General features: G+C 71.9%; 17 protein-coding genes. 9 read left to right on the forward strand and 8 right to left on the reverse strand.

The window, feature by feature from the left end; genetic code table 11:
- Window positions 1–83: 83 nt before the first annotated feature.
- The gene (locus tag AB0I16_RS10050; RefSeq protein ID WP_363248824.1) at window positions 84–1,250 is read right to left on the reverse strand and encodes a PP2C family protein-serine/threonine phosphatase; all 1,167 of its coding nucleotides are present in this window, start codon (window positions 1,248–1,250) and stop codon (window positions 84–86) included.
- Between the two features lie 152 nt (window positions 1,251–1,402).
- On the opposite strand from AB0I16_RS10050, the gene AB0I16_RS10055 reads away from it, so the two are divergent.
- Entirely contained in the window at window positions 1,403–2,632 is a 1,230-nt protein-coding gene (locus AB0I16_RS10055; RefSeq protein WP_363248825.1) for a GNAT family N-acetyltransferase, read from the forward strand.
- A gap of 40 nt (window positions 2,633–2,672) precedes the next feature.
- Here AB0I16_RS10055 and AB0I16_RS10060 read toward each other — a convergent pair whose 3' ends face one another.
- Window positions 2,673–3,482: a DNA-formamidopyrimidine glycosylase family protein gene (locus AB0I16_RS10060; protein WP_363248826.1), complete on the reverse strand. Its 810-nt coding sequence runs from the start codon at window positions 3,480–3,482 to the stop codon at window positions 2,673–2,675.
- A gap of 96 nt (window positions 3,483–3,578) precedes the next feature.
- Entirely contained in the window at window positions 3,579–4,064 is a 486-nt protein-coding gene (locus tag AB0I16_RS10065) for a ribose-5-phosphate isomerase (RefSeq protein WP_363248827.1), read from the reverse strand.
- Window positions 4,065–4,248: 184 nt separating this feature from the next.
- Between AB0I16_RS10065 and AB0I16_RS10070 the strand changes: the two genes are divergently transcribed.
- On the forward strand, window positions 4,249–5,718 hold the full coding sequence (locus tag AB0I16_RS10070; protein WP_363248828.1) for an amino acid permease: 1,470 nt from the start codon (window positions 4,249–4,251) through the stop codon (window positions 5,716–5,718).
- 218 nt (window positions 5,719–5,936) lie between these two features.
- Window positions 5,937–7,265, forward strand: a complete 1,329-nt coding sequence (locus tag AB0I16_RS10075) for an FAD-binding oxidoreductase (protein WP_363248829.1) — start codon at window positions 5,937–5,939, stop codon at window positions 7,263–7,265.
- Here the strand turns inward: AB0I16_RS10075 and AB0I16_RS10080 are convergent.
- Window positions 7,262–7,840 (reverse strand): biotin transporter BioY, encoded by a 579-nt coding sequence (locus AB0I16_RS10080; protein ID WP_363248830.1) that lies wholly within the window; start codon window positions 7,838–7,840, stop codon window positions 7,262–7,264. The two genes, AB0I16_RS10075 and AB0I16_RS10080, sit on opposite strands and share 4 nt — an antisense overlap.
- A gap of 263 nt (window positions 7,841–8,103) precedes the next feature.
- Between AB0I16_RS10080 and AB0I16_RS10085 the strand changes: the two genes are divergently transcribed.
- The 4 genes from AB0I16_RS10085 (at window position 8,104) to AB0I16_RS10100 (ending at window position 12,317) form a co-directional block, all read left to right on the forward strand.
- Window positions 8,104–9,543: an amino acid permease gene (locus tag AB0I16_RS10085; RefSeq protein ID WP_363248831.1), complete on the forward strand. Its 1,440-nt coding sequence runs from the start codon at window positions 8,104–8,106 to the stop codon at window positions 9,541–9,543.
- 146 nt (window positions 9,544–9,689) lie between these two features.
- Window positions 9,690–11,129 (forward strand): amino acid permease, encoded by a 1,440-nt coding sequence (locus AB0I16_RS10090; RefSeq protein ID WP_363248832.1) that lies wholly within the window; start codon window positions 9,690–9,692, stop codon window positions 11,127–11,129.
- A 205-nt stretch (window positions 11,130–11,334) separates the two neighbouring features.
- Complete coding sequence (locus tag AB0I16_RS10095) at window positions 11,335–11,985, forward strand: superoxide dismutase (RefSeq protein WP_363248833.1); 651 nt, start codon at window positions 11,335–11,337, stop codon at window positions 11,983–11,985.
- A 125-nt stretch (window positions 11,986–12,110) separates the two neighbouring features.
- Window positions 12,111–12,317, forward strand: a complete 207-nt coding sequence (locus AB0I16_RS10100; RefSeq protein ID WP_363248834.1) for a hypothetical protein — start codon at window positions 12,111–12,113, stop codon at window positions 12,315–12,317.
- A 22-nt stretch (window positions 12,318–12,339) separates the two neighbouring features.
- Here the strand turns inward: AB0I16_RS10100 and AB0I16_RS10105 are convergent, their stop codons facing one another.
- On the reverse strand, window positions 12,340–12,981 hold the full coding sequence (locus AB0I16_RS10105) for a DsbA family protein (RefSeq protein ID WP_363248835.1): 642 nt from the start codon (window positions 12,979–12,981) through the stop codon (window positions 12,340–12,342).
- Window positions 12,982–13,167: 186 nt separating this feature from the next.
- Between AB0I16_RS10105 and pepN the strand changes: the two genes are divergently transcribed.
- A complete protein-coding gene (gene pepN, locus AB0I16_RS10110) occupies window positions 13,168–15,732 on the forward strand; it encodes an aminopeptidase N (protein WP_363248836.1) in 2,565 nt (854 codons plus the stop codon).
- 227 nt (window positions 15,733–15,959) lie between these two features.
- Complete coding sequence (locus tag AB0I16_RS10115) at window positions 15,960–17,012, forward strand: hypothetical protein (RefSeq protein ID WP_363248837.1); 1,053 nt, start codon at window positions 15,960–15,962, stop codon at window positions 17,010–17,012.
- A gap of 9 nt (window positions 17,013–17,021) precedes the next feature.
- On the opposite strand, the gene AB0I16_RS10120 is transcribed toward AB0I16_RS10115, so the two are convergent.
- The 3 genes from AB0I16_RS10120 to AB0I16_RS10130 form a co-directional block, all read right to left on the reverse strand.
- The gene (locus AB0I16_RS10120) at window positions 17,022–18,188 is read right to left on the reverse strand and encodes a serine hydrolase domain-containing protein (RefSeq protein WP_363248838.1); all 1,167 of its coding nucleotides are present in this window, start codon (window positions 18,186–18,188) and stop codon (window positions 17,022–17,024) included.
- Between the two features lie 90 nt (window positions 18,189–18,278).
- Window positions 18,279–20,045, reverse strand: a complete 1,767-nt coding sequence (locus tag AB0I16_RS10125; RefSeq protein ID WP_363248839.1) for a TIGR03767 family metallophosphoesterase — start codon at window positions 20,043–20,045, stop codon at window positions 18,279–18,281.
- Window positions 20,046–20,291: 246 nt separating this feature from the next.
- Complete coding sequence (locus AB0I16_RS10130; RefSeq protein ID WP_363248840.1) at window positions 20,292–20,756, reverse strand: NUDIX hydrolase; 465 nt, start codon at window positions 20,754–20,756, stop codon at window positions 20,292–20,294.
- Window positions 20,757–20,973: the final 217 nt, after the last annotated feature.

The raw sequence follows: 20,973 nt of genomic DNA on the forward strand, positions 1-20,973 counted from the left end.
GCGCACCCCACCCGCCACTGACGAGCCGTCATACCGGCACGCTCCCGCGCGCGGGGGAGGCTTGCCCTCCCCCGCGTCGCGGCTCACGCCTCCCGGCAGATCAGCAGCAGCGCGCGGTCGTCGTTCACGTCCTTGGCGACCGCCTCGATGAGGTGCCAGGCCGCGCCGTGGAAGCCGCCGGCCACATAGCGGTCGGCCTCGCCGGTCAGGCGGTCGATGCCCTCGGCGATGTCGCGGTCCGAGGTCTCCACCAGGCCGTCGGTGAAGAGCATCAGCACGTCGCCGGGGCGCAGCAGGCCCTTCACCGGGTCGAACTGGGCCCCGTCGTAGACCCCGAGGAGCGGACCGTGGCCCGTCTTCTCCTCCCAGCGGCCGGTGCCCGCGCTGAGCTGGAGGCCCGGCGGGTGGCCCGCGGAGAAGAGTTCGTAGTCGCCCGTCTCCAGGTCGAGCACGAGGTGGATGGAGGTCGCGAAGCCCTCGTCCCAGTCCTGGCGGAGCAGATAGCCGTTGGCGGCGGGCAGGAAGGAGTGCGGCGGCAGCGAGCCGAGGAGGCCGCCGAAGGCGCCGGACAGGAGCAGCGCGCGCGAACCCGCGTCCATGCCCTTGCCGGAGACGTCGGTGAGGACGATCTCCAGGGTCCGGCCTCCGTTCGTACGGGCCGCGACGACGAAGTCGCCGGAGAAGGACTGGCCGCCCGCCGGGCGCAGCGCCATCTCGCGGTGCCAGCCGCGCGGCAGCCTCGGCAGCTTGCTCTGGACGCGGATGCGCTCGCGCAGGTCGAACAGCATCGTGCCGCCGCCGCGCCACGGCACGCCGACGCGGCTGCGGAACTGGGCGACGACGAGCCCGAAGAAGCCGCAGGCGGCCACCACGAGGACCACGCCGGGGGTGACGCGCGAGTTCCCCTCGGTGTAGGGGCCGAGCAGGATGGACTCCACGATCAGGGCCACCGCCGAGGCCGCGTAGAGACCCAGGAGGCTCGCGGGGCGCAGCAGCAGTCCGCCCGCGACGATGGGCAGGACGAGGGCGGCGGGCGCGCACCACACGCTGTTCATGAGGGTGCCGCAGGTGATGAGCGGGACGGTGAGGAGCAGCCCCGCGAGGGCCACCCAGTCCGAGCCGTCCCCGCGGAAGTAGTCGACCCCGGATTTGCGCAGCACTATGCGGACCCGGTGCATCCGCTTCTTCATCCGGGCCGTGAATGTCTCGGCTTCCGCCCGCCGCTCGCGACGTTCTCCTCGTACCGCCATTGCTCGTGGACCTTATCCAGCGGGCCGCGCGCTTCGCACGGGAGGTCCCACTTGTCCGTGGTCGTCAGGTGCGGAGGGGCGGTGCGCGGTGGCCGGAAATGGCCCCGTTAATCCTGTCGCACCGGTTCGCACCGCCCTGGTAGGCATGGCATATGACAACAGACTTGCGCTCGCTCGCAAAGGACGAATGGGACACGTGGTACCAGACGTTGGACGTGGCGTTCGGAGGTGTGCCGGAGTCGCCCGACGAGCAGGACCTGTGGCGGTCGCTCACCGAGTGCGAGCGGTCGATCGGCGTCTGGGACGGGGCGGCCTGCGTGGGCGCGGCGGGGGCGTTCTCCTTCCGGCTCTCCGTGCCGGGCGGGGCCCTGGTGGAAACGGCGGGCGTGACGATGGTCGGCGTGGCGGCCACGCACCGCAGGCGCGGCATCCTGACGTCGATGATGCGGCGTCAGCTCGACGACGTGCGCGCGCTCGGCGAACCCCTCGCCGTGCTCACCGCCTCGGAACCGGCCATCTACGGCCGGTTCGGGTACGGCGCCGCGACCCAGCACATGAAGGCGGACATCGACACGTCCCGGGTGCGGCTGTCCACCCCGGCAGGCACGGATGACGTAGCCCTGCGGTACGCGAAACCCGCCGACGTCCACGAGGCGTGCGAGGAGCTGTACGCACGCGCGGTCACCCGGCGCCCCGGGATGCTGGCCCGGCAGCCCGGCTGGGAGCGCCTCGGCCTGCTCGACCCCAAGGAGGACCGGGAGGGCGCGTCACCGCTGCAGTGCGTCGTCGCGGAACGCGCGGGCGAACTCGCCGGGTACGTACGCTTCTGCGTCAAGCCCGAATGGGACTGGAAGGGCCCCAAGGGCGTGGTCCGGGTCCGTGACATAGAGGCCCTCGACCCGGCGGCGTACGCGGCGCTGTGGCGCTTCCTCTTCGGCATCGACCTGACGTCCTCGGTCCTCGCGGCCAGCCGCCCCGTGGACGACCCGCTGCTCCAGCTCGTCTCGGACGTCCGGCGGTGCGACGTGTCGGTCCGCGACTCGCTGTACGTGCGCCTCGTGGACGTGGGAGCGGCCCTCGCCGCGCGTACGTACCAGATGCCGCTGGACGTGGTCCTCGACGTCGACGACGCCTTCTGCCCCTGGAACGCGGGGCGCTGGCGGCTCACCGGTGACACCAAGGGGGCCTCGTGCGAGCGCACCGAGGACGCGGCCGACCTCGCCCTCTCGGTACGGGAGCTGGGCGCCGCCTACCTCGGCGGCACCTCCCTGTCGTCGCTCGCGGGCGCGGGCCGGGTGCGGGAGCTGCGCCAGGGCGCCCTCGCCGAGGCCTCGCCCGCCTTCGGCTCCGACGTGGCGCCCTGGCTTCCGCACGGGTTCTAGCCGGGGGCTCCGGCGGGCGCCCCGGGCGGGCCGCGGTGCCTCAGGCCGGCCGCTGGCAGGTGGGGCACCAGAACAGGTTGCGGGCGGCGAGGCCCGCGGTGCGGATCTCGCCGCCGCAGACGTGGCAGGGCTGGTTCGCCCTGCGGTAGACGTACACCTCGCCGCCGTGGTCGTCCACGCGCGGCGGGCGGCCCATCGCCTCCGGGGTGTGCTCGGGCCTGACGGTGTCGATGCGGTTCAGGCGGACGCCCTCCCGCATCAGCTCCACCAGGTCCGCCCAGACGGCGTCCCACTGCCGCCGCGTGAGGTCCTTGCCCGGGGTGTACGGGTCGATGCCGTGCCGGAAGAGGACCTCGGCGCGGTAGACGTTGCCGACGCCGGCGATGACCTTCTGGTCCATGAGGAGCGCGGCGACCGTGGTGCGGCTGCGCGCCATCCGCCGGTACGCCTTCTCCGGGTCGTCCCCCTCCCGCAGCGGGTCGGGGCCGAGGCGGGCGTGTATCGCCCGCTTCTCCTCGTCCGTGATGAGGGCGCAGGTGGTCGGGCCGCGGAGGTCGGAGTAGTACGCGTCGTTGACCAGCCGCAGCCGGACGGTGTCCGTGGGCGGCGGCGCGGGGACCTCACCGAGGGCGTACTTGCCGAAGAGACCCAGGTGGATGTGGACCCACTCCTCGCCGAAGCCCAGGAAGAGGTGCTTCCCATGGGCCTCGGCGGTGTCCATCGGCCGGCCGTCGATGAGGGCGGCGCTGTCGGAGAACTTGCCCTGCGGGCTGCGGACGCCCGCGGGCTTCCCGGCGAACCGTGCCAGGTGGTCCTGGGCCAGCCGGTGAATGGTGTGCCCCTCCGGCACGGGTCCCTCCGGGGATGGTTCGGTGCCGGGGGGGCCGCAGAACAGCCCCTCCGGCGTCTGAGGAGCGGGGTCCGGGGCGGAGCCCCGTGGGGGCGGCTACTGCTGGGGGTGCCCGGCGGGGATGGGCGGCAGTTCACCCGTGGTCTCGTAGGCCGACAGCATGTCGATCCGGCGGGTGTGCCGCGCCTCGCCCGAGTACGGCGTGGCCAGGAAGATCTCGACGAACTTCGTCGCCTCCTCCTGCGTGTGCATCCGGCCGCCGATCGAGATCACGTTGGCGTCGTTGTGCTCACGCCCGAGCGCGGCGGTCTGCTCGCTCCAGGCGAGGGCGGCCCTGACGCCCTTCACCTTGTTCGCGGCGATCTGCTCCCCGTTGCCCGAGCCGCCGATGACGATGCCGAGGGCCTCCGGGTCCGCGGCGGTCCGCTCGGCGGCACGCAGGCAGAACGGCGGATAGTCGTCCTGGGCGTCGTAGATGTGGGGCCCGCAGTCGACGGGCTCGTGGCCGTGGCTCTTGAGCCATTCGACCAGGTGGTTCTTGAGTTCGTAGCCGGCATGATCCGAGCCGAGGTACACGCGCATGCGTCCGAGTGTGGCACGTCGCGGGCCGGGTAGCCGCGACCGGGGCGGCACCTTGATCCCCCGGGTCAGGGCATTGGTACAGGCCATCGACCGGAATACAACAATCCGGATTCAGGACTTCCGTCCCGATCACCCCTGGGTTTGAATGCGGGGGCTCGCGACCCGAGAACTTAAGGAATCGTCCATGACCTCGCAACCCTCCCTTGCGAAGCCAGACAGCACCCCGCCGCGACCCGGCGATCCGCAGACTGGCGGCAGTGACTCCGGCGACGGCCTCAAGGCGGGTCTGAAGAACCGGCACCTCTCCATGATCGCCATCGGCGGCGTCATCGGAGCCGGCCTCTTCGTCGGTTCGAGCTCCGGCATCGCCGCCGCGGGACCCGCGATCCTCATCTCGTACGCCCTGGTCGGCGCGATGGTCGTCCTCGTCATGCGGATGCTGGGCGAGATGGCCGCCGCACGGCCCACGTCCGGCTCCTTCTCCACCTACGCCGACCAGGCGCTCGGCCGCTGGGCCGGGTTCTCCATCGGCTGGCTGTACTGGTTCTTCTGGGTCGTGGTCCTCGCCGTCGAGGCCACCGCGGGCGCGGTGATCCTCAACGGCTGGATACCGGCCGTCCCCCAGTGGGGCTGGGCGCTCATCGTGATGGTGGTGCTCACCGCGACGAACCTCGTCTCGGTCGGCTCCTACGGCGAGTTCGAGTTCTGGTTCGCGGGCATCAAGGTCGTCGCCATCGGCGCGTTCGTCGCCATCGGCCTGCTCGCCGTCTTCGGTGTGCTGCCCGGCTCCGACAACCCCGGCGCCGGATTCGCGCACCTCACCGACGCGGGCGGCTTCATGCCCAAGGGCGCGGGCGCCATCCTGACGGGCGTGCTCATGGTCGTCTTCTCGTTCATGGGCTCCGAGATCGTCACCCTGGCCGCCGGTGAGTCCGAGGACCCCCAGCGCGCCGTCACCAAGGCCACGAACAGCGTGATCTGGCGCATCGGCGTCTTCTACCTGGGCTCGATCTTCGTCGTGATCACGCTCCTGCCGTGGAACCACAAGTCGATCACCGAGGACGGCTCGTACGTCGCCGCGCTCAACTCGATCGGCATCCCGCACGCCGGCCAGGTCATGAACGTCATCGTGCTCACGGCCGTACTCTCCTGCCTCAACTCCGGGCTCTACACCGCTTCCCGCATGGCCTTCTCGCTCGGTCAGCGCGGCGACGCGCCCAAGGCCTTCGCGCGCACCAACGCGCGCGGCGTGCCGCAGGCCGCGATCCTCGGCTCCGTCGTCTTCGGCTTCGTCGCCGTCTGGTTCAACTACCAGTGGAAGGACACCGTCTTCGACTTCCTGCTCAACTCCTCGGGCGCGGTGGCCCTCTTCGTCTGGCTGATCATCAGCTTCACGCAGCTGCGGATGCGCGGCATCATCCTGCGCGAGGAGCCGGAGAAGCTCGTCGTGAAGATGTGGCTGTTCCCGTACCTGACGTGGGTCACGATCGGGATGATCTCGTTCGTCCTCGTCTACATGCTGACCGACGAGGCCGGACGCAAGCAGGTGCTCCTCTCCCTGCTCGCCGCCGCGTTCGTGGTCGTCTTCTCGCTGGTCCGCGAGAAGGTCGGCCGACGGGACGACGACACGGCCGAGGAGCGGGCCGGGGCCTGAGCCCTGCCCTGCCCTGCCCTGCCCTGCCCTGCCCTGCCCTGCCCTGCCCTGAGGGACCCTGTCCCACGGCGCCCCCGCGGTTCACCGCGGGGGCGCCGTGCTGTGCGCGGCCCGGGGAAAAGCTGACGGCCGGTGTCAGGTTATTGCGGGATGCTCGCCGCGTCAGGCAGGGAACGCGCGGCCCACGGCCGCGCACGGACGGCCAACGGAGGCATCCCGTGGACTTCACCGCTCAGCGACTCGTGTTCCGGCCCGGTGACGCCGGGTACGACGAGGAACTCGCCGGGTTCCAGACCGGCTTCGCGGTCCGGCCCACCCTCGTCTTCGGTGCCGGGAGCGCCGACGACGTCACCGCCGCCGTGTCCCATGCCGCCGAGCACGGCCTGCCCGTCGGCGTACAGGCCACCGGGCACGGGCTGCCGGGCGCGTCGGAGGGCGGGGTCCTGATCAGTACGCGGCGGATGGACGCCGTACGCGTCGACGCCGGGGCCCGTACCGCCACCGTCGGCGCGGGGGCCCGCTGGGGCCAGGTCGTCGAGGCCGCCGCGCCCCACGGCCTCGCACCGCTCAACGGCTCGGCGCCGAGCGTGGGCGCCGTCTCGTACACGCTGGGCGGCGGTCTCGGGATTCTCGCCCGGGAGTTCGGATACACCGCCGACCACGTACGTGCGCTCCGCGTCGTCACGGCCGACGGCACGCCGCGCCACGTGACCGCCGACGGCGACCCGGAGCTGTACTGGGGCCTGCTGGGAGGCGGCGCCAACCTCGGCGTGGTCACGGAACTGGAAGTCGGCCTGGTGCCCGTGGCCCGGCTCTACGGCGGGGCGCTCGCCTTCGACGGACGCGAGACGGACCCGGCCGCCCTGCTCGCCGGCTACGAGCGGTGGACGCGGACCCTGCCCGACGCGCTCACCTCGTCACTGGCCGCGCTGCTCTACCCGGACATCCCGCAGCTCCCGCCCCAGCTCCGGGGCCGCTACCTCGTCGCGGTGCGGGTGGCGTTCACGGGTCCCGCGGCCGAGGGCGAACGCCTCGTGGCGCCGCTGCGGAAGCTCGGGCCCGCCGTCTCCGACACGCTGCGGGAGATGCCGTACGCCGAGAGCCACACCATCCACGGCGACCCCGACTTCCCGCACGCCTACTACGGCGACAGCGCGTTCCTGAGCGGCCTGGACGTGACGGCCGCCGGTGAGCTGCTCGCCCTGACGGGCCCGGACGCCGCGTCCATGCACGTCGTCCAGCTCAACCACCTGGGCGGCGCGCTGGCCCGGCCCGCGGCCAACGCCGTCCCCTACCGCGACGCGGGCTGGCTCGTACGCGTCCTGTCGCCGCTCGGCGGTACGGACACCGCCTCCGTACGGAAGGTGCACGCCGAGGCATTCGGGCACCTGGCGGAGCAGACGGTGGGGCGCTCGCTGAACTTCGCGTTCGGCGGCGGCGACCGCCCCGACGGCCTCTACGACCCGGAAACGCGGAAGAGGCTCGCCGAACTGAAGGCCCTGTACGACCCGGCGAACCTCTTCAGGCGGAACTACAGCGTCCGCTAGCGGTCGAGCAGCTTCCACGCCGTCGGCAGCGCGCCCATGGCGAGCGCGGCCTTGAGGGCGTCGCCGATCAGGAAGGGCGTGAGCCCGGCGGCGACGGCCTGGGTCAGGGACATGCCGGTCGCGGCGGCGAGGTAGGGCACGCCGACCGCGTAGATGATCGCGGAGCCGAGGACCATCGTGCCCGCCGTGCGCGGCACCGAGCGGTCGCCGCCGCGGCGGGCGAGGGCGCCCACCACCGTGGCGGCCAGCAGCATGCCGAGGACGTAGCCGAGGGAGGGGGCCGCGACGCCCGAGCCCGCCTCCGCGAACCACGGCATGCCGGCCATGCCCACGAGGGCGTACAGCGCGAGCGAGAGGAAGCCGCGGCGGGCACCCAGCGCGGTGCCGACGAGGAGCGCGGCGAAGGTCTGCCCGGTCACCGGCACCGGGGAGCCCGGCACGGGCACCGCGATCTGGGCGGCGATCCCGGTGAGCGCGGCGCCGCCGAGCACGAGGGCCGCGTCCTTCGCGCGGGACGCGGGCAGCAGGTCGGCGAGGACCTGGCCGGGGCGGGTGGTGGCAGCGGCGATGCTCATCGGGACTCCGCGGGGACGTGGGCAGGTTGGGACGGCTCGACGCTATCCCAGGCCGGGGCGCGGCCACACGGTCTCCGGGCGACAACCCGGGGGCGGGGCCTTGGTGGGCTCCGTACAAAGCGCGCCCTGTACACCTCGCGGGGCGTGACGCTCGTCACGGAGGTCGGCGGGTGGGTGCCTCGTTTTGCGCCGGGGGTCACCGCCCGGGGAGACTGTGGAGTCCCGCCAAACTCCTTGAGCACCCTGAGAGCCAGCTGAGCGCCATGCACGACCCCAAGGCCACCGTCGATCCCCTCGGCGGCGGCGACGAACCGCTCGCCGGTGGTCTCAAGCAGCGCCACCTCACCATGCTGGGGCTCGGCGGCGTCATCGGGGCGGGGCTCTTCGTCGGGTCGGGGGCGGGGATCGCGGTCGCCGGGCCCGGCATCGTCGTGTCGTACCTGATCGCCGGGGCGCTCGCGATGTGCGTGATGCGGATGCTGGGCGAGATGTCGGCGGCGATGCCCGCTTCGGGCTCGTTCTCCGTGCACGCCGAGCGCGCGCTCGGCCGCTGGGCCGGGTTCAGCGTCGGCTGGCTGTACTGGTTCCTGCTGGTGGTCGTGCTCGCCGTGGAGGCGACCGGCGCCGCGCGGATCGCCAACGGCTGGGCGCCCGCCGTGCCGCAGTGGGCCTGGGTCCTCGTCTTCATGGTGGTCTTCACCGGGGCGAACCTCGCCTCGGTGAAGAACTTCGGCGAGTTCGAGTTCTGGTTCGCCACGCTGAAGGTCTGCGCGATCGTCGCCTTCCTCGTGCTCGGCCTGCTAGCGGTCTTCGGGGTCCTGCCGGCCGGCTCGCACGCCTCCGGCGACCCCGTGGGCCTCAGCCACCTCAGCGGTGACGGCGGTTTCCTGCCCAACGGCTGGGAGGGCGTGGTCTCCGGGGTGCTCGCCGTCGTCTTCGCCTTCGGCGGCCTGGAGGTCGTCACGATCGCCGCCGCCGAGTCCGACGACCCGGTCCGCTCGGTCACCCGCGCCGTGCGCAGCGCCGTCTACCGCATCCTCTTCTTCTACGTCGGCTCGATGCTGGTCATCGTGACGGTGCTGCCCTGGACGGTGCAGAAGGCGGGCGTCAGCCCCTATGTGACGGTGCTCGACTCGATCGGCGTGCCGTCCGCCGGGACGATCATGAACATCGTCGTCTTCGTGGCCCTGCTCTCGGCGCTCAACGCCAACCTCTACGGCTCCTCCCGCATGGTCTTCTCGCTGGCCGAGCGCGGTGAGGCGCCGAAGGCCCTGCTCAAGGTCGCGGGCGGCGGGGTGCCGCGCCGTGCGGTGCTCGCCTCGGTCGCCTTCGGCTTCGTGTCGGTCCTGCTCAATCTGGAGTGGCCCGACTCGGTCTTCCTCTACATGCTCAACTCGGTCGGCGCCGTCCTGCTCTTCGTGTGGGCGCTGATCGCGGTGTCCCAGCTGCGGCTGCGGCGGCGCATCGAGCGGGAGGCCCCCGAGCGGCTCGTGCTGCGGATGTGGGCCTTCCCGTATCTGACCTGGGCGGCGCTGGCCGCGATGGCCGTCGTGCTCGGCCTGATGCTGACCGACGACGGGGCGCGGCCCCAGCTCCTGTGGTCGGCGGGCGCCACGGGGCTGGTCCTGGTGATCGCGGGGCTGCGGGAGTGGCGTGCGCGGCGCGGAGCGGACGGGAACCGGAATGGCATGGGCCATTTGTAAACACCAGGTAAGCAAAATGTGGCCACACCTTCACGACGTGTAAGCGTCGTGTCCGTATAGCGGTCCGCTGTTCCCTGCCAGCGGTACCGGACTCCAGACTGTGGGCCCGCTCGTCCCCCGTCTCGGCTACTGAACAGGGCACGCCCATGTCTCGGACGTCCGCATCCAAGGACGCATCTCCCGACGAAGCATCCGGCTCGGCGCCCGCGGCCGACTCCCCGCTCGTCCACGGCCTCAAGCAGCGGCACCTGTCGATGATCGCCCTCGGCGGCGTGATCGGTGCCGGGCTCTTCGTGGGCTCCGGAGCGGGCATCGCCGCCGCGGGCCCCTCGATCGTCCTCGCCTATGCCGTATCCGGCGCGCTCGTCATGCTCGTGATGCGCATGCTGGGCGAGATGTCGGCCGCCAACCCGGCCTCCGGCTCCTTCTCCGTCCACGCCGAGCGGGCCATCGGCCCCTGGGCGGGCTTCACGGCCGGCTGGGGCTTCTGGTTCCTGCTCTGCGTCGCCGTCGGCATCGAGGGCATCGGCGCCGCGGACATCATGGTGGGCTGGTTCCCCGGTACGCCGCAGTGGGCCTGGGTCGCCCTGTTCATGCTGGTGTTCTGCGGCTCGAACCTGACGGCCGTGAAGAACTTCGGCGAGTTCGAGTTCTGGTTCGCCGCCCTCAAGGTCGGCGCGATCGTGCTCTTCCTCGGCATCGGCGTCCTCGCGATCATCGGCATCCTGCCCGGCTCGGACGTCTCCGCCCCCGGCACCGCCCACCTCACCGGCGAGGGCGGCTTCATGCCGAAGGGCACGGACGGCCTGATCATCGGCCTCCTCGCCTCCGTCTTCGCGTACGGCGGCCTGGAGACCGTCACGATCGCCGCCGCCGAGTCCAAGAACCCGGTCCAGAGCGTCGCCAAGGCCGTGCGCACGGCGATGTGGCGCATCGCCCTCTTCTACGTGGGCTCCATGCTCGTGGTGGTCACGCTGCTGCCGTGGGACGACAAGGAGGTCGCCGACAAGGGCCCCTACGTCGCCACCCTCGACCACCTGGGCATCCCCGCCGCGGGCCAGATCATGAACGTCGTCATCCTCATCGCCCTGCTCTCCGCGATGAACGCCAACATCTACGGCGCGTCGCGCATGTCGTACTCCCTGATCGAGCGCGGCCAGGGCCCCAAGGTGCTCGGCCGGGTCCACAGCGGCGTGCCGCGCCTCGCGGTGCTCGCCTCCTCGGTCTTCGGCTTCGTCTGCGTGCTGCTCAGCTACTGGCGCCCCGACGACGTCTTCCCCTGGCTGCTGAACATGATCGGCGCGATGATCCTCGTCGTCTGGATCTTCATCGCCGTCTCGCAGCTCATCCTGCGCCGCAGGACGGAGCGCGACGAGCCGCAGAAGCTGGTCGTCCGGATGTGGGCGTACCCCGTCCTGACCTGGGTGGCGCTGGCCGCGATGGCGTACATCTTCTACCTGATGACGGAGCAGCCCGACACGCGCAAGCAGCTCATCGCGACGGGTTCGCTCACGCTGGTGCTCGCCGTGATCGGCTACGTGCGCCAGCGGATGGCGGAACGGCCGGTGGCGGAGGCCGCCGAGTAGGCGGCGGCGACGTACGCCGCCGAAGGGGCCCGGGGTCGATGTCGACCCCGGGCCCCTTCGGCGTACCCGGGGCCTTTCGCGCGTCCGGCGGTCCTAGGTCGAAGGGCTGATCAACCGCGCGGCGTTGCTGCTGTTAGCCTGCACTTGCATATAGGTTGCAATAAGCGGACGCACTCAGCAGAGCAGCAGTCGGAGGGCTCGCACCATGGCCATTTACACGCTTCCTGAACTCCCGTACGACTACGCGGCGCTGGAGCCGGTGATCAACCCGCAGATCATCGAGCTGCACCACGACAAGCACCACGCGGCGTACGTGAAGGGCGCGAACGACACCCTGGAACAGCTGGAGGAGGCGCGCGACAAGGAGACGTGGGGCGCCATCAACGGCCTGGAGAAGAACCTGGCCTTCCACCTCTCCGGCCACATCCTGCACAGCATCTACTGGCACAACATGAACAGCCCCAAGGACGGTGGCGGCGGCGAGCCGCTGGCCGCCGACGGCGTGGGCGAGCTCGCGGACGCGATCACCGAGTCGTTCGGCTCCTTCGCCAAGTTCAAGACCCAGCTCACCAAGGCCGCGGCGACCACGCAGGGCTCCGGCTGGGGTGTGCTCGCCTACGAGCCGCTCAGCGGCCGCCTCATCGTCGAGCAGGTCTACGACCACCAGGGCAACGTCGGCCAGGGCTCCACGCCGATCCTGGTCTTCGACGCCTGGGAGCACGCCTTCTACCTGCAGTACAAGAACCAGAAGGTCGACTTCATCGAGGCCATGTGGCAGGTCGTCAACTGGCAGGACGTCGCCAAGCGCCTCGATGCCGCCAAGCAGCGGGTGAACAGCCTCCTGCTGACCCCGTGAGAACGTCCCGCCTCGTGATCGTCTTCTCAACTTTCGCCGGGGCGGGCGGATGAGGGAAAGGCCCCCGTGAGGACGTGACTCACGGGGGCCTTTCGGTTGCCGGGGTTCTACGGGAACGTGTCGGCATGGTGGACGAGAAGCACTGCCCCACATGCCGACAACTGCACCTGTTCCGCAGGGTCACCCCGGCCGAGGAGGTGCACATCGCCCAGGAAGTGGGCGTCGCGGAGGCCCGCGGCTTCTGGCGCTGCACGAACCCCGGCTGCCTCTGGGTCCAGCCCTACCACGTACAGAAGCGGGGCTTCCAGCTGCCGAAGGAGACTTTCGGCTAGCCCGGCGGCAGCTCTACGCCGGTCAGTCGAAGATCGGGCCCTGCGTGCGGGTGCGCTTGATCTCGTAGAAGCCCGGCGTCGACGCCACGAGCAGCGTGCCGTCCCAGAGCCTGGCGGCGGCGTCGCCCTTGGGGGCGGGGGTGACCACGGGGCCGAAGAAGGCGACCTGCTCGCCGTCCGCGCCGGGGACCGCGATGACCGGCGTGCCGACCTCCTGGCCCACCTTGTCGATGCCCTCCTTGTGGGAGGCGCGCAGCTCGGTGTCGTAGGCGTCGGAATCCATGTACTCGACGAGGTCGGCGGGCAGGCCCACGTCCTTCAGGGCGCCGGCGACCGCCTCGCGGGTCGGGCCCTCGCCACGGTTGTGGAAGCGCGTGCCGAGCGCGGTGTACAGGTCCCCGACGATCTCGTCGCCGTGCTTCTGCTGGGCGGCGACGACGACGCGGACCGGGCCCCAGGCCTTGGTCTCCAGCATCTCCCGGTACTCCTCGGGAAGCTCGTCGATCTTGTCCTCGTTCAGGACGGCCAGGCTCATCACGTGCCACCGGACCTGTACGTCGCGGACCTTCTCCACCTCCAGCATCCAGCGGGACGTCATCCACGCCCAGGGGCACAGCGGGTCGAACCAGAAGTCGACAGGGGTCTTGCCGGTGTTCTCGGACATGTCTCTCCCTAGGGAAGGTGTTCGGCGCCTGGGCAGGGGAACGTCGGGGGCGCACCGGGGCATTCCCGGATGTCGGCAGCCGACGGCACATGCGAGGATCTAGACATTCGTACGAGTCATGCGCGGCATGCGAGCCATGCGGCATGCGAGTCACGCAACCAAGCGAGTCACGAAGGAGTGCCGCCCGTGCCCGGTGAGAATCTGTCCCGCGACGAGGCCCATGAGAGGGCCGCGCTGCTGTCCGTCGATGGCTACGAGGTCTTCCTCGACCTGCGTTCGGCGGTCGGCGAGAGCGGTCAGGAGCCGCGCACGTTCCGGTCGGTGACCACGATCCGCTTCCGCGCCGAGCCGGGCGCCACGAGCTTCGCCGACCTCGTCGCGCCGAGCGTCACGGCCCTCTCCCTCAACGGCAGGGACCTCGACCCCGCCGAGGTCTTCGACGGCACCCGGATCGCGCTCGACGACCTGGCCGAGGAGAACGAACTGGTGGTGGACGCGCAGTGCGCCTACAGCCGCACCGGTGAGGGCATGCACCGCTTCGTCGACCCGGAGGACGGCGAGGTCTACCTCTACACCCAGTACGAGCCGGCGGACGCCCGCCGCGTCTACGCCAACTTCGAGCAGCCGGACCTGAAGGCGCCCTACCGCTTCCAGGTGCAGGCCCCCGAGGGCTGGACGGTGTGGTCCAACGGCGTGGGCGAACTGTCCGACGGCGTCTGGAGGTTCGCCGAGACGAAGCCGATCTCGACGTACATCACGGCGGTCGTGGCGGGCCCCTACCACTACGTCGAGGACCGGTACGAGCGCGTCCTCGACGACGGCACGCGCCTGGAGATCCCGCTCGGCGCGATGTGCCGCAAGGGCCTCGCCCCGCACTTCGACGCCGACGACGTCTTCCTGGTGACGAAGCAGGGCCTGGACTTCTTCCACGACAACTTCGACTACCCCTACCCCTTCGGGAAGTACGACCAGGCCTTCGTGCCGGAGTACAACCTGGGCGCGATGGAGAACCCGGGCCTCGTGACCTTCCGCGAGGAGTTCATCTTCCGCGGCAAGGTCACCCAGGCGTCGTACGAGCGCCGGGCCAACGTCATCCTGCACGAGATGGCGCACATGTGGTTCGGCGACCTGGTCACCATGCGGTGGTGGGACGACCTGTGGCTCAAGGAGTCCTTCGCCGACTTCATGGGCTCCTTCTCCATGGTCGAGGCGACGCGCTTCACCAACGGCTGGATCACCTTCGCCAACAACCGCAAGGCGTGGGCCTACCGCGCCGACCAGCTCCCCTCCACCCACCCGGTCACCGCCGACATCCGCGACCTGGAGGACGCCAAGCTCAACTTCGACGGGATCACGTACGCGAAGGGCGCCTCGGTGCTCAAGCAGCTCGTGGCGTACGTCGGGCGGGACGCGTTCCTGGAGGGCGCCCGCCGCTACTTCAAGCGCCACGCGTACGGCAACACGGTCCTCGGCGACCTGCTCTCCGTCCTGGAGGAGACCTCGGGGCGCGACATGGCGGCCTGGTCGCGGTCCTGGCTGCAGACCGCGGGCGTCAACTCCCTGACCCCGCAGGTCATCCTGAACGCGGAGGGCCGCGTCACCGAGCTGTCCGTGCTCCAGGAGGCCGCCGAGTCCCACCCCGAGCTGCGTCCGCACCGCGTCGCGGTGGGCCTCTACCGCAGGGCGGCCGGCGGCGCCCTGGAGCGGTACGCCCGCGCGGAGGTCGACGTCGAGGGCCCGCGCACGGTCGTGGCCGAGCTGGCCGGTGAGCAGGCTCCCGAGCTGGTCCTGGTCAACGACGACGACCTGACCTACTGCAAGATCCGCTTCGACGAGAACTCCCTCGCCACGCTGCGCGAGCACCTCGGCGACATCACCGACCCGCTCGCCCGCGCCCTGTGCTGGTCCGCCCTGTGGAGCCTGACGCGGGACGCCCTGATGCCCGCCCGGGACTTCATCGGGCTCGTGCTGCGCTTCGCCGGCCGCGAGAGCGACATCGGCGTCCTGCAGATGCTGCACGCGTGGACCAACTCCGCCCTCACGCACTACGCCGCGCCGGAGTGGCGCGAGGAGGGCGCCCGGGACCTCGCCGAAGGGGCGCTGCGGGAGCTGCGGATCGCCGAGCCGGGCAGCCAGCACCAGCTGACGTGGGCCCGCTTCCTCGCCGCGGTGGCGTCCTCGCCGGCCGATCTCCAGCTGCTCCAGGGCCTGCTCGACGGCACGGCCAAGATCGACGGCCTGGAGATCGACCAGGAGCTGCGCTGGGCGCTGCTCACCCCGCTGGCCGCGCACGGCGCCGCCGACGAGGAGGTCCTCGCGGCGGAGCTGGCCCGTGACGACACGGCCTCCGGCAAGCGGCACCAGGTGCGGTGCCTGGCCGCCCGTCCCTCGGCGGCCGTCAAGGCGCAGGCGTGGGCCTCCGTGGTCGAGTCGAGCGCCCTGTCGAACGCGCTGGTCGAGGCGACGATCTCCGGCTTCTCGCAGCCGTCGCAGCGGGAGCTCGCCGCTCCGTACGTCGCGAAGTACTTCGACGCGATCGAGCGGGTGTGGGCGGAGCGGTCCATCCAGATCGGCATGGACGTGGTGCGGGGCCTGTTCCCCCACCTCCAGTCCGACGAGGCGACGCTGGCCGCGGCGGACGCCTGGCTCAGCGCGCACGAGGCGTCGGCCCCGGCCCTGCGCCGCCTGGTCCTGGAAGCCCGCGACGACCTGGCCCGCTCCCTGCGGGCCCAGGCCTGCGACGCGTCGTGACCACCGGCTGACCCCGCCCCCCGGGCATCCCGCGCTCCTCGCGGGGTGCCCGGCCTCCGGGGGAGGGCGCCCCAGCAGAAACCGGCCCCGGGGGTTTTGCGCGCGGGCCCGCGGGCCAGAGATCATCGGTGGTCGAACGCCCGTGCTTTAGGGCAGAGTTGTCCGGGTTTGACGACGGGCTTGTAACAGCGGTTAGTGCGCCGCCCCCATGAGGGAACGACCCGGGCATGAACCACGAAGCCCCGCTCTCCCCCCTCCCCCTCCCGCACCTCGCCGACGCCCGCCCCCGCGTCATGAGCGCCGCCCAGCTCCGTACGCACGGCGTCTCCGCCGCCGACGCCGGCGCCCACTGCCTGCCCGGCGGCCCCTGGCAGCAGCTCCTGCCCGGCGTCTGGCTGCTGCACCCGGGGCCGCCGACCAGTGAGGAACGGCTGCACGGCGCCCTGTTGTACGCGGGGCGCCCACCGGTCCGCCAGGCCAGGGCCGTGCCCGCGCAGCCCCAGGCGGGCGAGCCGCACGCCCCGTACGCCGACGCGATGATCACCGGCCTCGCCGCCCTCGCCCTGCACCGGTTCGCCTCCGCTCCCCCGCTGCTCTCGCTCGACCGCGTCGACGTCCTCGTCCCGCGCACGCGCCGCCTGCGGTCCGTGGGGTTCACGCGGCTCGTGCGCAGCCCCGCGATGCCGACCACCCAGCAGATCGCCGGCTTCCCGGTGGCGCCGGTGCCGCGCGCCCTCGCCGACGCGGTGGCCCAGCTCGCCGACGCGGGTGCCGTGCGCCGGCTGCTCACCGAGGCGGTGCGCGGCGGCCACTGCGAACCCCTGGCCGTGGTCCGCGAGTTGCGCAACGCCCGGCTGCTCTCCCTGCCGCACGTCGTGGACGCCGTCGACTCGCTGCTCGCCGAGGGGCGTGCCATCGCCGAGGACCGGCTGTACCGCATGGTCGCCGAGCACGGCCTGCCCGCGCCCCTGTGGAACGTGGACCTCCGGCTCCCGGGCGGCCCGCACCTCGGCGGCGTCGACGCCTACTGGCCCGACCAGGCCGTCGCCGTGCAGCTCGACACCCGCGTCCCCCGGCAGGGCCTGCGGCACGACGACGCCCTGTGGTCGGAGTACGCACGCAAGCGCGAGCTTCTGGAGCGGCTCGGCATCACGGTCGTCCACCTGGGCGCGCAGAAGCTCAGGGACGCCCTCGACCAGCAGGCCACGGTCGTCCGCACCGCCCTGATGGCGTCGCACGACCGTGACCCGGCGGCGTACGTCGTGGTCCTCCCCCGTTAGCGGCCCGTGCTACCGCTCGCCGCAGAACTCCGCGTTGACGACGGCCGCCGCGTCTCCGCCCGGACCGTTGAAGTTGAGCGCCAGCGCGTGGCGGCCGTCCGCCGTCGTCACGGCCAGCGAGGACGAGCCGTGGATGCCGCCGTCATGCCCCCACAGCACCGTGCCGCAGGAGGTGGTGAGGGGGGCGATACCGAGCCCGTAGCGTCCTTCGGGCCGGTTCTCGTCCCTCGGCACGGTGGTCTTCATCTCCGCGAGCTGCTTCTTCGGCAGGAGCTTGCCGCGCAGGAGGGCCGAGTAGAAGCGGTTCAGGTCGGCCGAGTCGGAGATCATCTCCCCCGCCGCCCCCGCCACCGACGGGTTGAGCCGTGTCACGTCGTGGTTCTTGGCGCCCGGCTCGTCGGACAGCCTGGTGTAGGCCCTGGAGCTGGGCTTCGGCAGATCCGGCCGGGTACCGGGGACACTGGTGCCGCGCAGCCCCAGCGGCTTGATGACGCGCTTCCTCACCTGGTCCGCGTAGGGCGTCCCCGTGACCTTCTCGATGATCATCGAAGCGATGGTGTAGTTGGTGTTGGAGTACTTCCACCCCTTGCCGGGGGCGAAGTCCGGCTCGTGGCGCATGGCGATGGCGACCTGCTGCCGCGGGGTCCAGGTGTCGTAGCGGTGGGCGAGGAACTCCTCGCCGAAGACTCTCCGCTGGAACCACGGGTCGGCCGTCACGTTGTAGATGCCGCTGGTGTGGTTGAGGAGCTGGCGCACGGTGATCCGGTCGCCGTCGTGACCGTGCCCCTCGACGACGCCGGGCAGCCAGCGGCCGACCTTGTCGTCGAGGTCGAGCGCGCCCTCCGCCTCCAGTTGCAGCACGACCGTGGCGACGAACGTCTTGGTGACGCTGCCGATCCGGTAGTGGTCCTGGCTGCCGCGCGGGCGCTGCCGCTCCAGGTCGCCGAGGCCCGCGGCGGAGTCCCACTCGCCGTGCCGGTCCCTGACCTGCACCGTCACACCCGGGGCGTCCTCGTCGAGCGCGGCTTCCAGCGCGCGCTGCGTCGCCCGGTGCCGGTCGCCGCCGCCCTGCCCTGCCCCGGGCTCCGCCGCGAACGCCGGCGCCGCGAGCACTCCCGCCGCCACCGTCACGGCCACCGCTGCCGCCACTGACGTCCATGTCCTGCGCACTGCCATGTCCCGCCCCTCCTGTACATCCCGGTTGTCGGGCCGGGAGACCTCTGGCCGTCGGGCGGGGTTGAGCGGTGCCCGGGGGTTGGGCCGAAATCAGCCCTTCCGCAGGATCAGTTCCGTGTTCCTGTCGCCCGCCTCCCCGCCGAGCGCCGGCTTGGCGCCGGGGGCGTTGAAGGACAGTTCGCGGTACAGCGCGGCCAGGCCCGTCCGGGAGAGGTCGGCGAAGTCCGTGCGGTGCGGGGCGGCGGACTCGATGAGCGTGGTGAACAGGGAGACCGTGCCGTCGTGGTTGTCGGTCAGCTCCACCACCCGCGCGAGCTGCGGGAAGTCGATGTGCGAGGCGGTGGAGACCTCCCAGAAGGAGCCGTGGGCGGTCCGGTGGGGAGTGATCGCGTTCTTGTGGCTGTGCCCGTTGACCCAGGCGAGGACCGAGCGGTACCGGCCGAGCAGCGAGACGATCTCGTCGCCGCCGTGGCGCGCCTCGGCGGGCCGCGCCGGGTCCTGGCGGAGGTTGCGCATGGTCCTGCTGGTGTGGTGGCTGAGGACGACGACGTACGAGGGCCCGCCCGCGCGCCGCTCGTTGGCGGCCAGCTCACGCTCCAGCCAGCGCAGCTGCCGGGTGCCGAGTGAGCCCTCGTAGTGCCCGGCCGGGTCGGTGCTGTCCAGGCTGATGCCGAGCACGTCGTCGCTGATGCGGAAGGAGTAGTACTGGGTGGCCGCCGCCAGGTTCTCCTCGGTGTAGCCGTGGCCGACGGGGCCCGCGCCCTTGTGGGCGGGGTCCAGGTGGGCCAGCACGTACTCGGCCGGGGTGAAGGGCGCCCGCGACGCGTCGGGCGTGACGGGGCGCATGCGCCGCGCCTCGGACCTCAGCAGTTCCTTGAACCGGTCCCCCTTGGGGTCGTGCCCCTTCTTCACGGCCTTCCACAGGGCGGCGCCCCGCGTCTCGTCGAGGGACATCAGCTTCTTGCCGCCGACGGCGAATTCGGTGAGGTACGGGTCCCTGGGCGCCCAGCAGCCGCCGGGCAGCGCGTCGTGGTTGCCGACGGTGGAGTACCAGGGCAGGCCGAGCCCGGGGCTGTCGACCTCGCGGATCGCCGCGTCGAGGAAGCCGTGCAGCCGCGGGAAGCCGCGGCTCTTGTCGGCGTCGCGCAGGGCGTCGTCGGGGTGCCAGTACAGCGGGACGCCGCTGGCCTGCACGCCCTCGTAGCGGCGCGGGTCCCCGGTGTTGGGGGTGATGCGGCCGCCGCTCATGACCTTGAGGTACCAGTCGAGTTCGGCGCGGGAGTTGTTGTCGGTGTTGTCGCCGGTCGTCACCACGCAGTGCAGGGGGGCGCCGGTGGCGGGCGCGCCGCGCAGGGCGTTGACGCGTTCGACCAGGGAGACGGCACCGGCCACCGAGAGGGACTCGTGCGGCCGCCAGGCGCTCGCGGTCTGCGCGCGCAGGTACTCGTACCGCAGCGGGTGCTGTACGTCGACCAGATGCAGGTCGGTGAACTGGACGAACGCGGCGAGCGCGGTCCGCCGCTCCTCTCGTCCCGCCCTGGCCGCCGCCAGGTCCCCCCGCACGACGCGCGGCCAGGCGGGCCCGTCGCCGAGCCGCCGGTAGCCGGAGGTGCCGCGCGGGGCGGCGGCGGTGAGCAGGGTGGTGCCGCCCCGGTAGGGCGCGAGGGGCGCGGTGGGCGCCTGCCGTGAGCGGGCCACGGCGGCGCGGACCGGGGACGCCGCCGCGTTGCCGGAGCCCGCGCCGGGGCCGAGGGTGTGGCCGATGCCCGCGGAGAGCGCGACGGCTCCGGCGGCGGCGAGGAGGGCACGGCGGTCGATGGCGGCGGCTGCGGTGGCGACGGTGCGTGTGCGCGACATGGCGCGGTCTCCCCGGGTGCGTACGCGTCGGCAGTGGTCGCGAGGGCCCCGGGCCCGTTTCGGACCCGCGGATTCCTCGCTCGTACTGGATCGTTGGCAGCGGGGATGGCCTGCGCGTGAACGAGACGGCAACGCGCAGCACCGATCACCGTACGTGGATCATCGGGCACCCTACGCGGTCACGCACCTCTCCTCGGCTGGAGAGGAGGCGGTCACTCCGCGTTCATCTTCCGGGGAAGCGGAGGCTCAGGACGTGGGGTCGGCGGTCCGGCCGCGTCCGTCGGCGGGGCGGTCGCGCCAGAGCCCGATGCCGATGTCGACGAGCCCCACGCGCTCCAAATCCGGGACGGACTCCAGGGGATGCCAGGCCGCGAGGTCGGTGGAGCCGTTGGTCTCGTGGCGCAGTTCGCCGCCGGTGACGCGGGCCTCGTACACGATCCGCAGCCCGTGGAAGTCGGCGACGGCGCCGAGTCTGCGGGGATAGCGGCGGCGCAGGCTGTCGATGCCGAGGAGGGTCACGGGCTCCACCACGTAGCCCGTCTCCTCGTCCGCCTCGCGGATCACCGTGTCGTAGGGGTCCTCGCCGTGGTCCATGCCACCGCCCGGCAGCGTCCAGCGTCTGCTGCCGTCGCCCGCGACCCAGCGGGCCAGGAGGATCTGCCCGTTCCGTACGCATACGGCGTAGGCCGCCACCCGGAGTTCTTTCTGCACGGGTTGACGCTAGACGCTTCGCTGTGAGTTGACCGCTGGTCCGCGAGTTCGCCGCGGCCGGCAGCGAGGTCCCCCGCCCCCCTCCGGGGCGTCGGCGGGCGCCCGCCCCTGGGGCAAGTCCCGCTATAAGCGCCCTTGTCCGCGATGGCGTATGGCGGAATTGCGTCACGCGCTGATCACAGCTCGGACAACTCTCCCCAAACACCTGCCACTTAAG

Origin of the sequence: Streptomyces sp. NPDC050703 (genome assembly GCF_040654435.1) — a bacterium.
GTDB lineage: Bacteria > Actinomycetota > Actinomycetes > Streptomycetales > Streptomycetaceae > Streptomyces.

Coding starts and splice junctions, on each gene's coding strand:
- AB0I16_RS10050 (WP_363248824.1), bottom strand. CDS start 1,250: ATGGCGGTACGAGGAGAACGTCGCGAGCGGCGGGCGGAAGCCGAGACA.
- AB0I16_RS10055 (WP_363248825.1), top strand. CDS start 1,403: ATGACAACAGACTTGCGCTCGCTCGCAAAGGACGAATGGGACACGTGG.
- AB0I16_RS10065 (WP_363248827.1), bottom strand. CDS start 4,064: ATGCGCGTGTACCTCGGCTCGGATCATGCCGGCTACGAACTCAAGAAC.
- AB0I16_RS10070 (WP_363248828.1), top strand. CDS start 4,249: ATGACCTCGCAACCCTCCCTTGCGAAGCCAGACAGCACCCCGCCGCGA.
- AB0I16_RS10080 (WP_363248830.1), bottom strand. CDS start 7,840: ATGAGCATCGCCGCTGCCACCACCCGCCCCGGCCAGGTCCTCGCCGAC.
- AB0I16_RS10085 (WP_363248831.1), top strand. CDS start 8,104: ATGCACGACCCCAAGGCCACCGTCGATCCCCTCGGCGGCGGCGACGAA.
- AB0I16_RS10090 (WP_363248832.1), top strand. CDS start 9,690: ATGTCTCGGACGTCCGCATCCAAGGACGCATCTCCCGACGAAGCATCC.
- AB0I16_RS10095 (WP_363248833.1), top strand. CDS start 11,335: ATGGCCATTTACACGCTTCCTGAACTCCCGTACGACTACGCGGCGCTG.
- AB0I16_RS10100 (WP_363248834.1), top strand. CDS start 12,111: ATGGTGGACGAGAAGCACTGCCCCACATGCCGACAACTGCACCTGTTC.
- AB0I16_RS10105 (WP_363248835.1), bottom strand. CDS start 12,981: ATGTCCGAGAACACCGGCAAGACCCCTGTCGACTTCTGGTTCGACCCG.
- AB0I16_RS10115 (WP_363248837.1), top strand. CDS start 15,960: ATGAACCACGAAGCCCCGCTCTCCCCCCTCCCCCTCCCGCACCTCGCC.
- AB0I16_RS10120 (WP_363248838.1), bottom strand. CDS start 18,188: ATGGCAGTGCGCAGGACATGGACGTCAGTGGCGGCAGCGGTGGCCGTG.
- AB0I16_RS10125 (WP_363248839.1), bottom strand. CDS start 20,045: ATGTCGCGCACACGCACCGTCGCCACCGCAGCCGCCGCCATCGACCGC.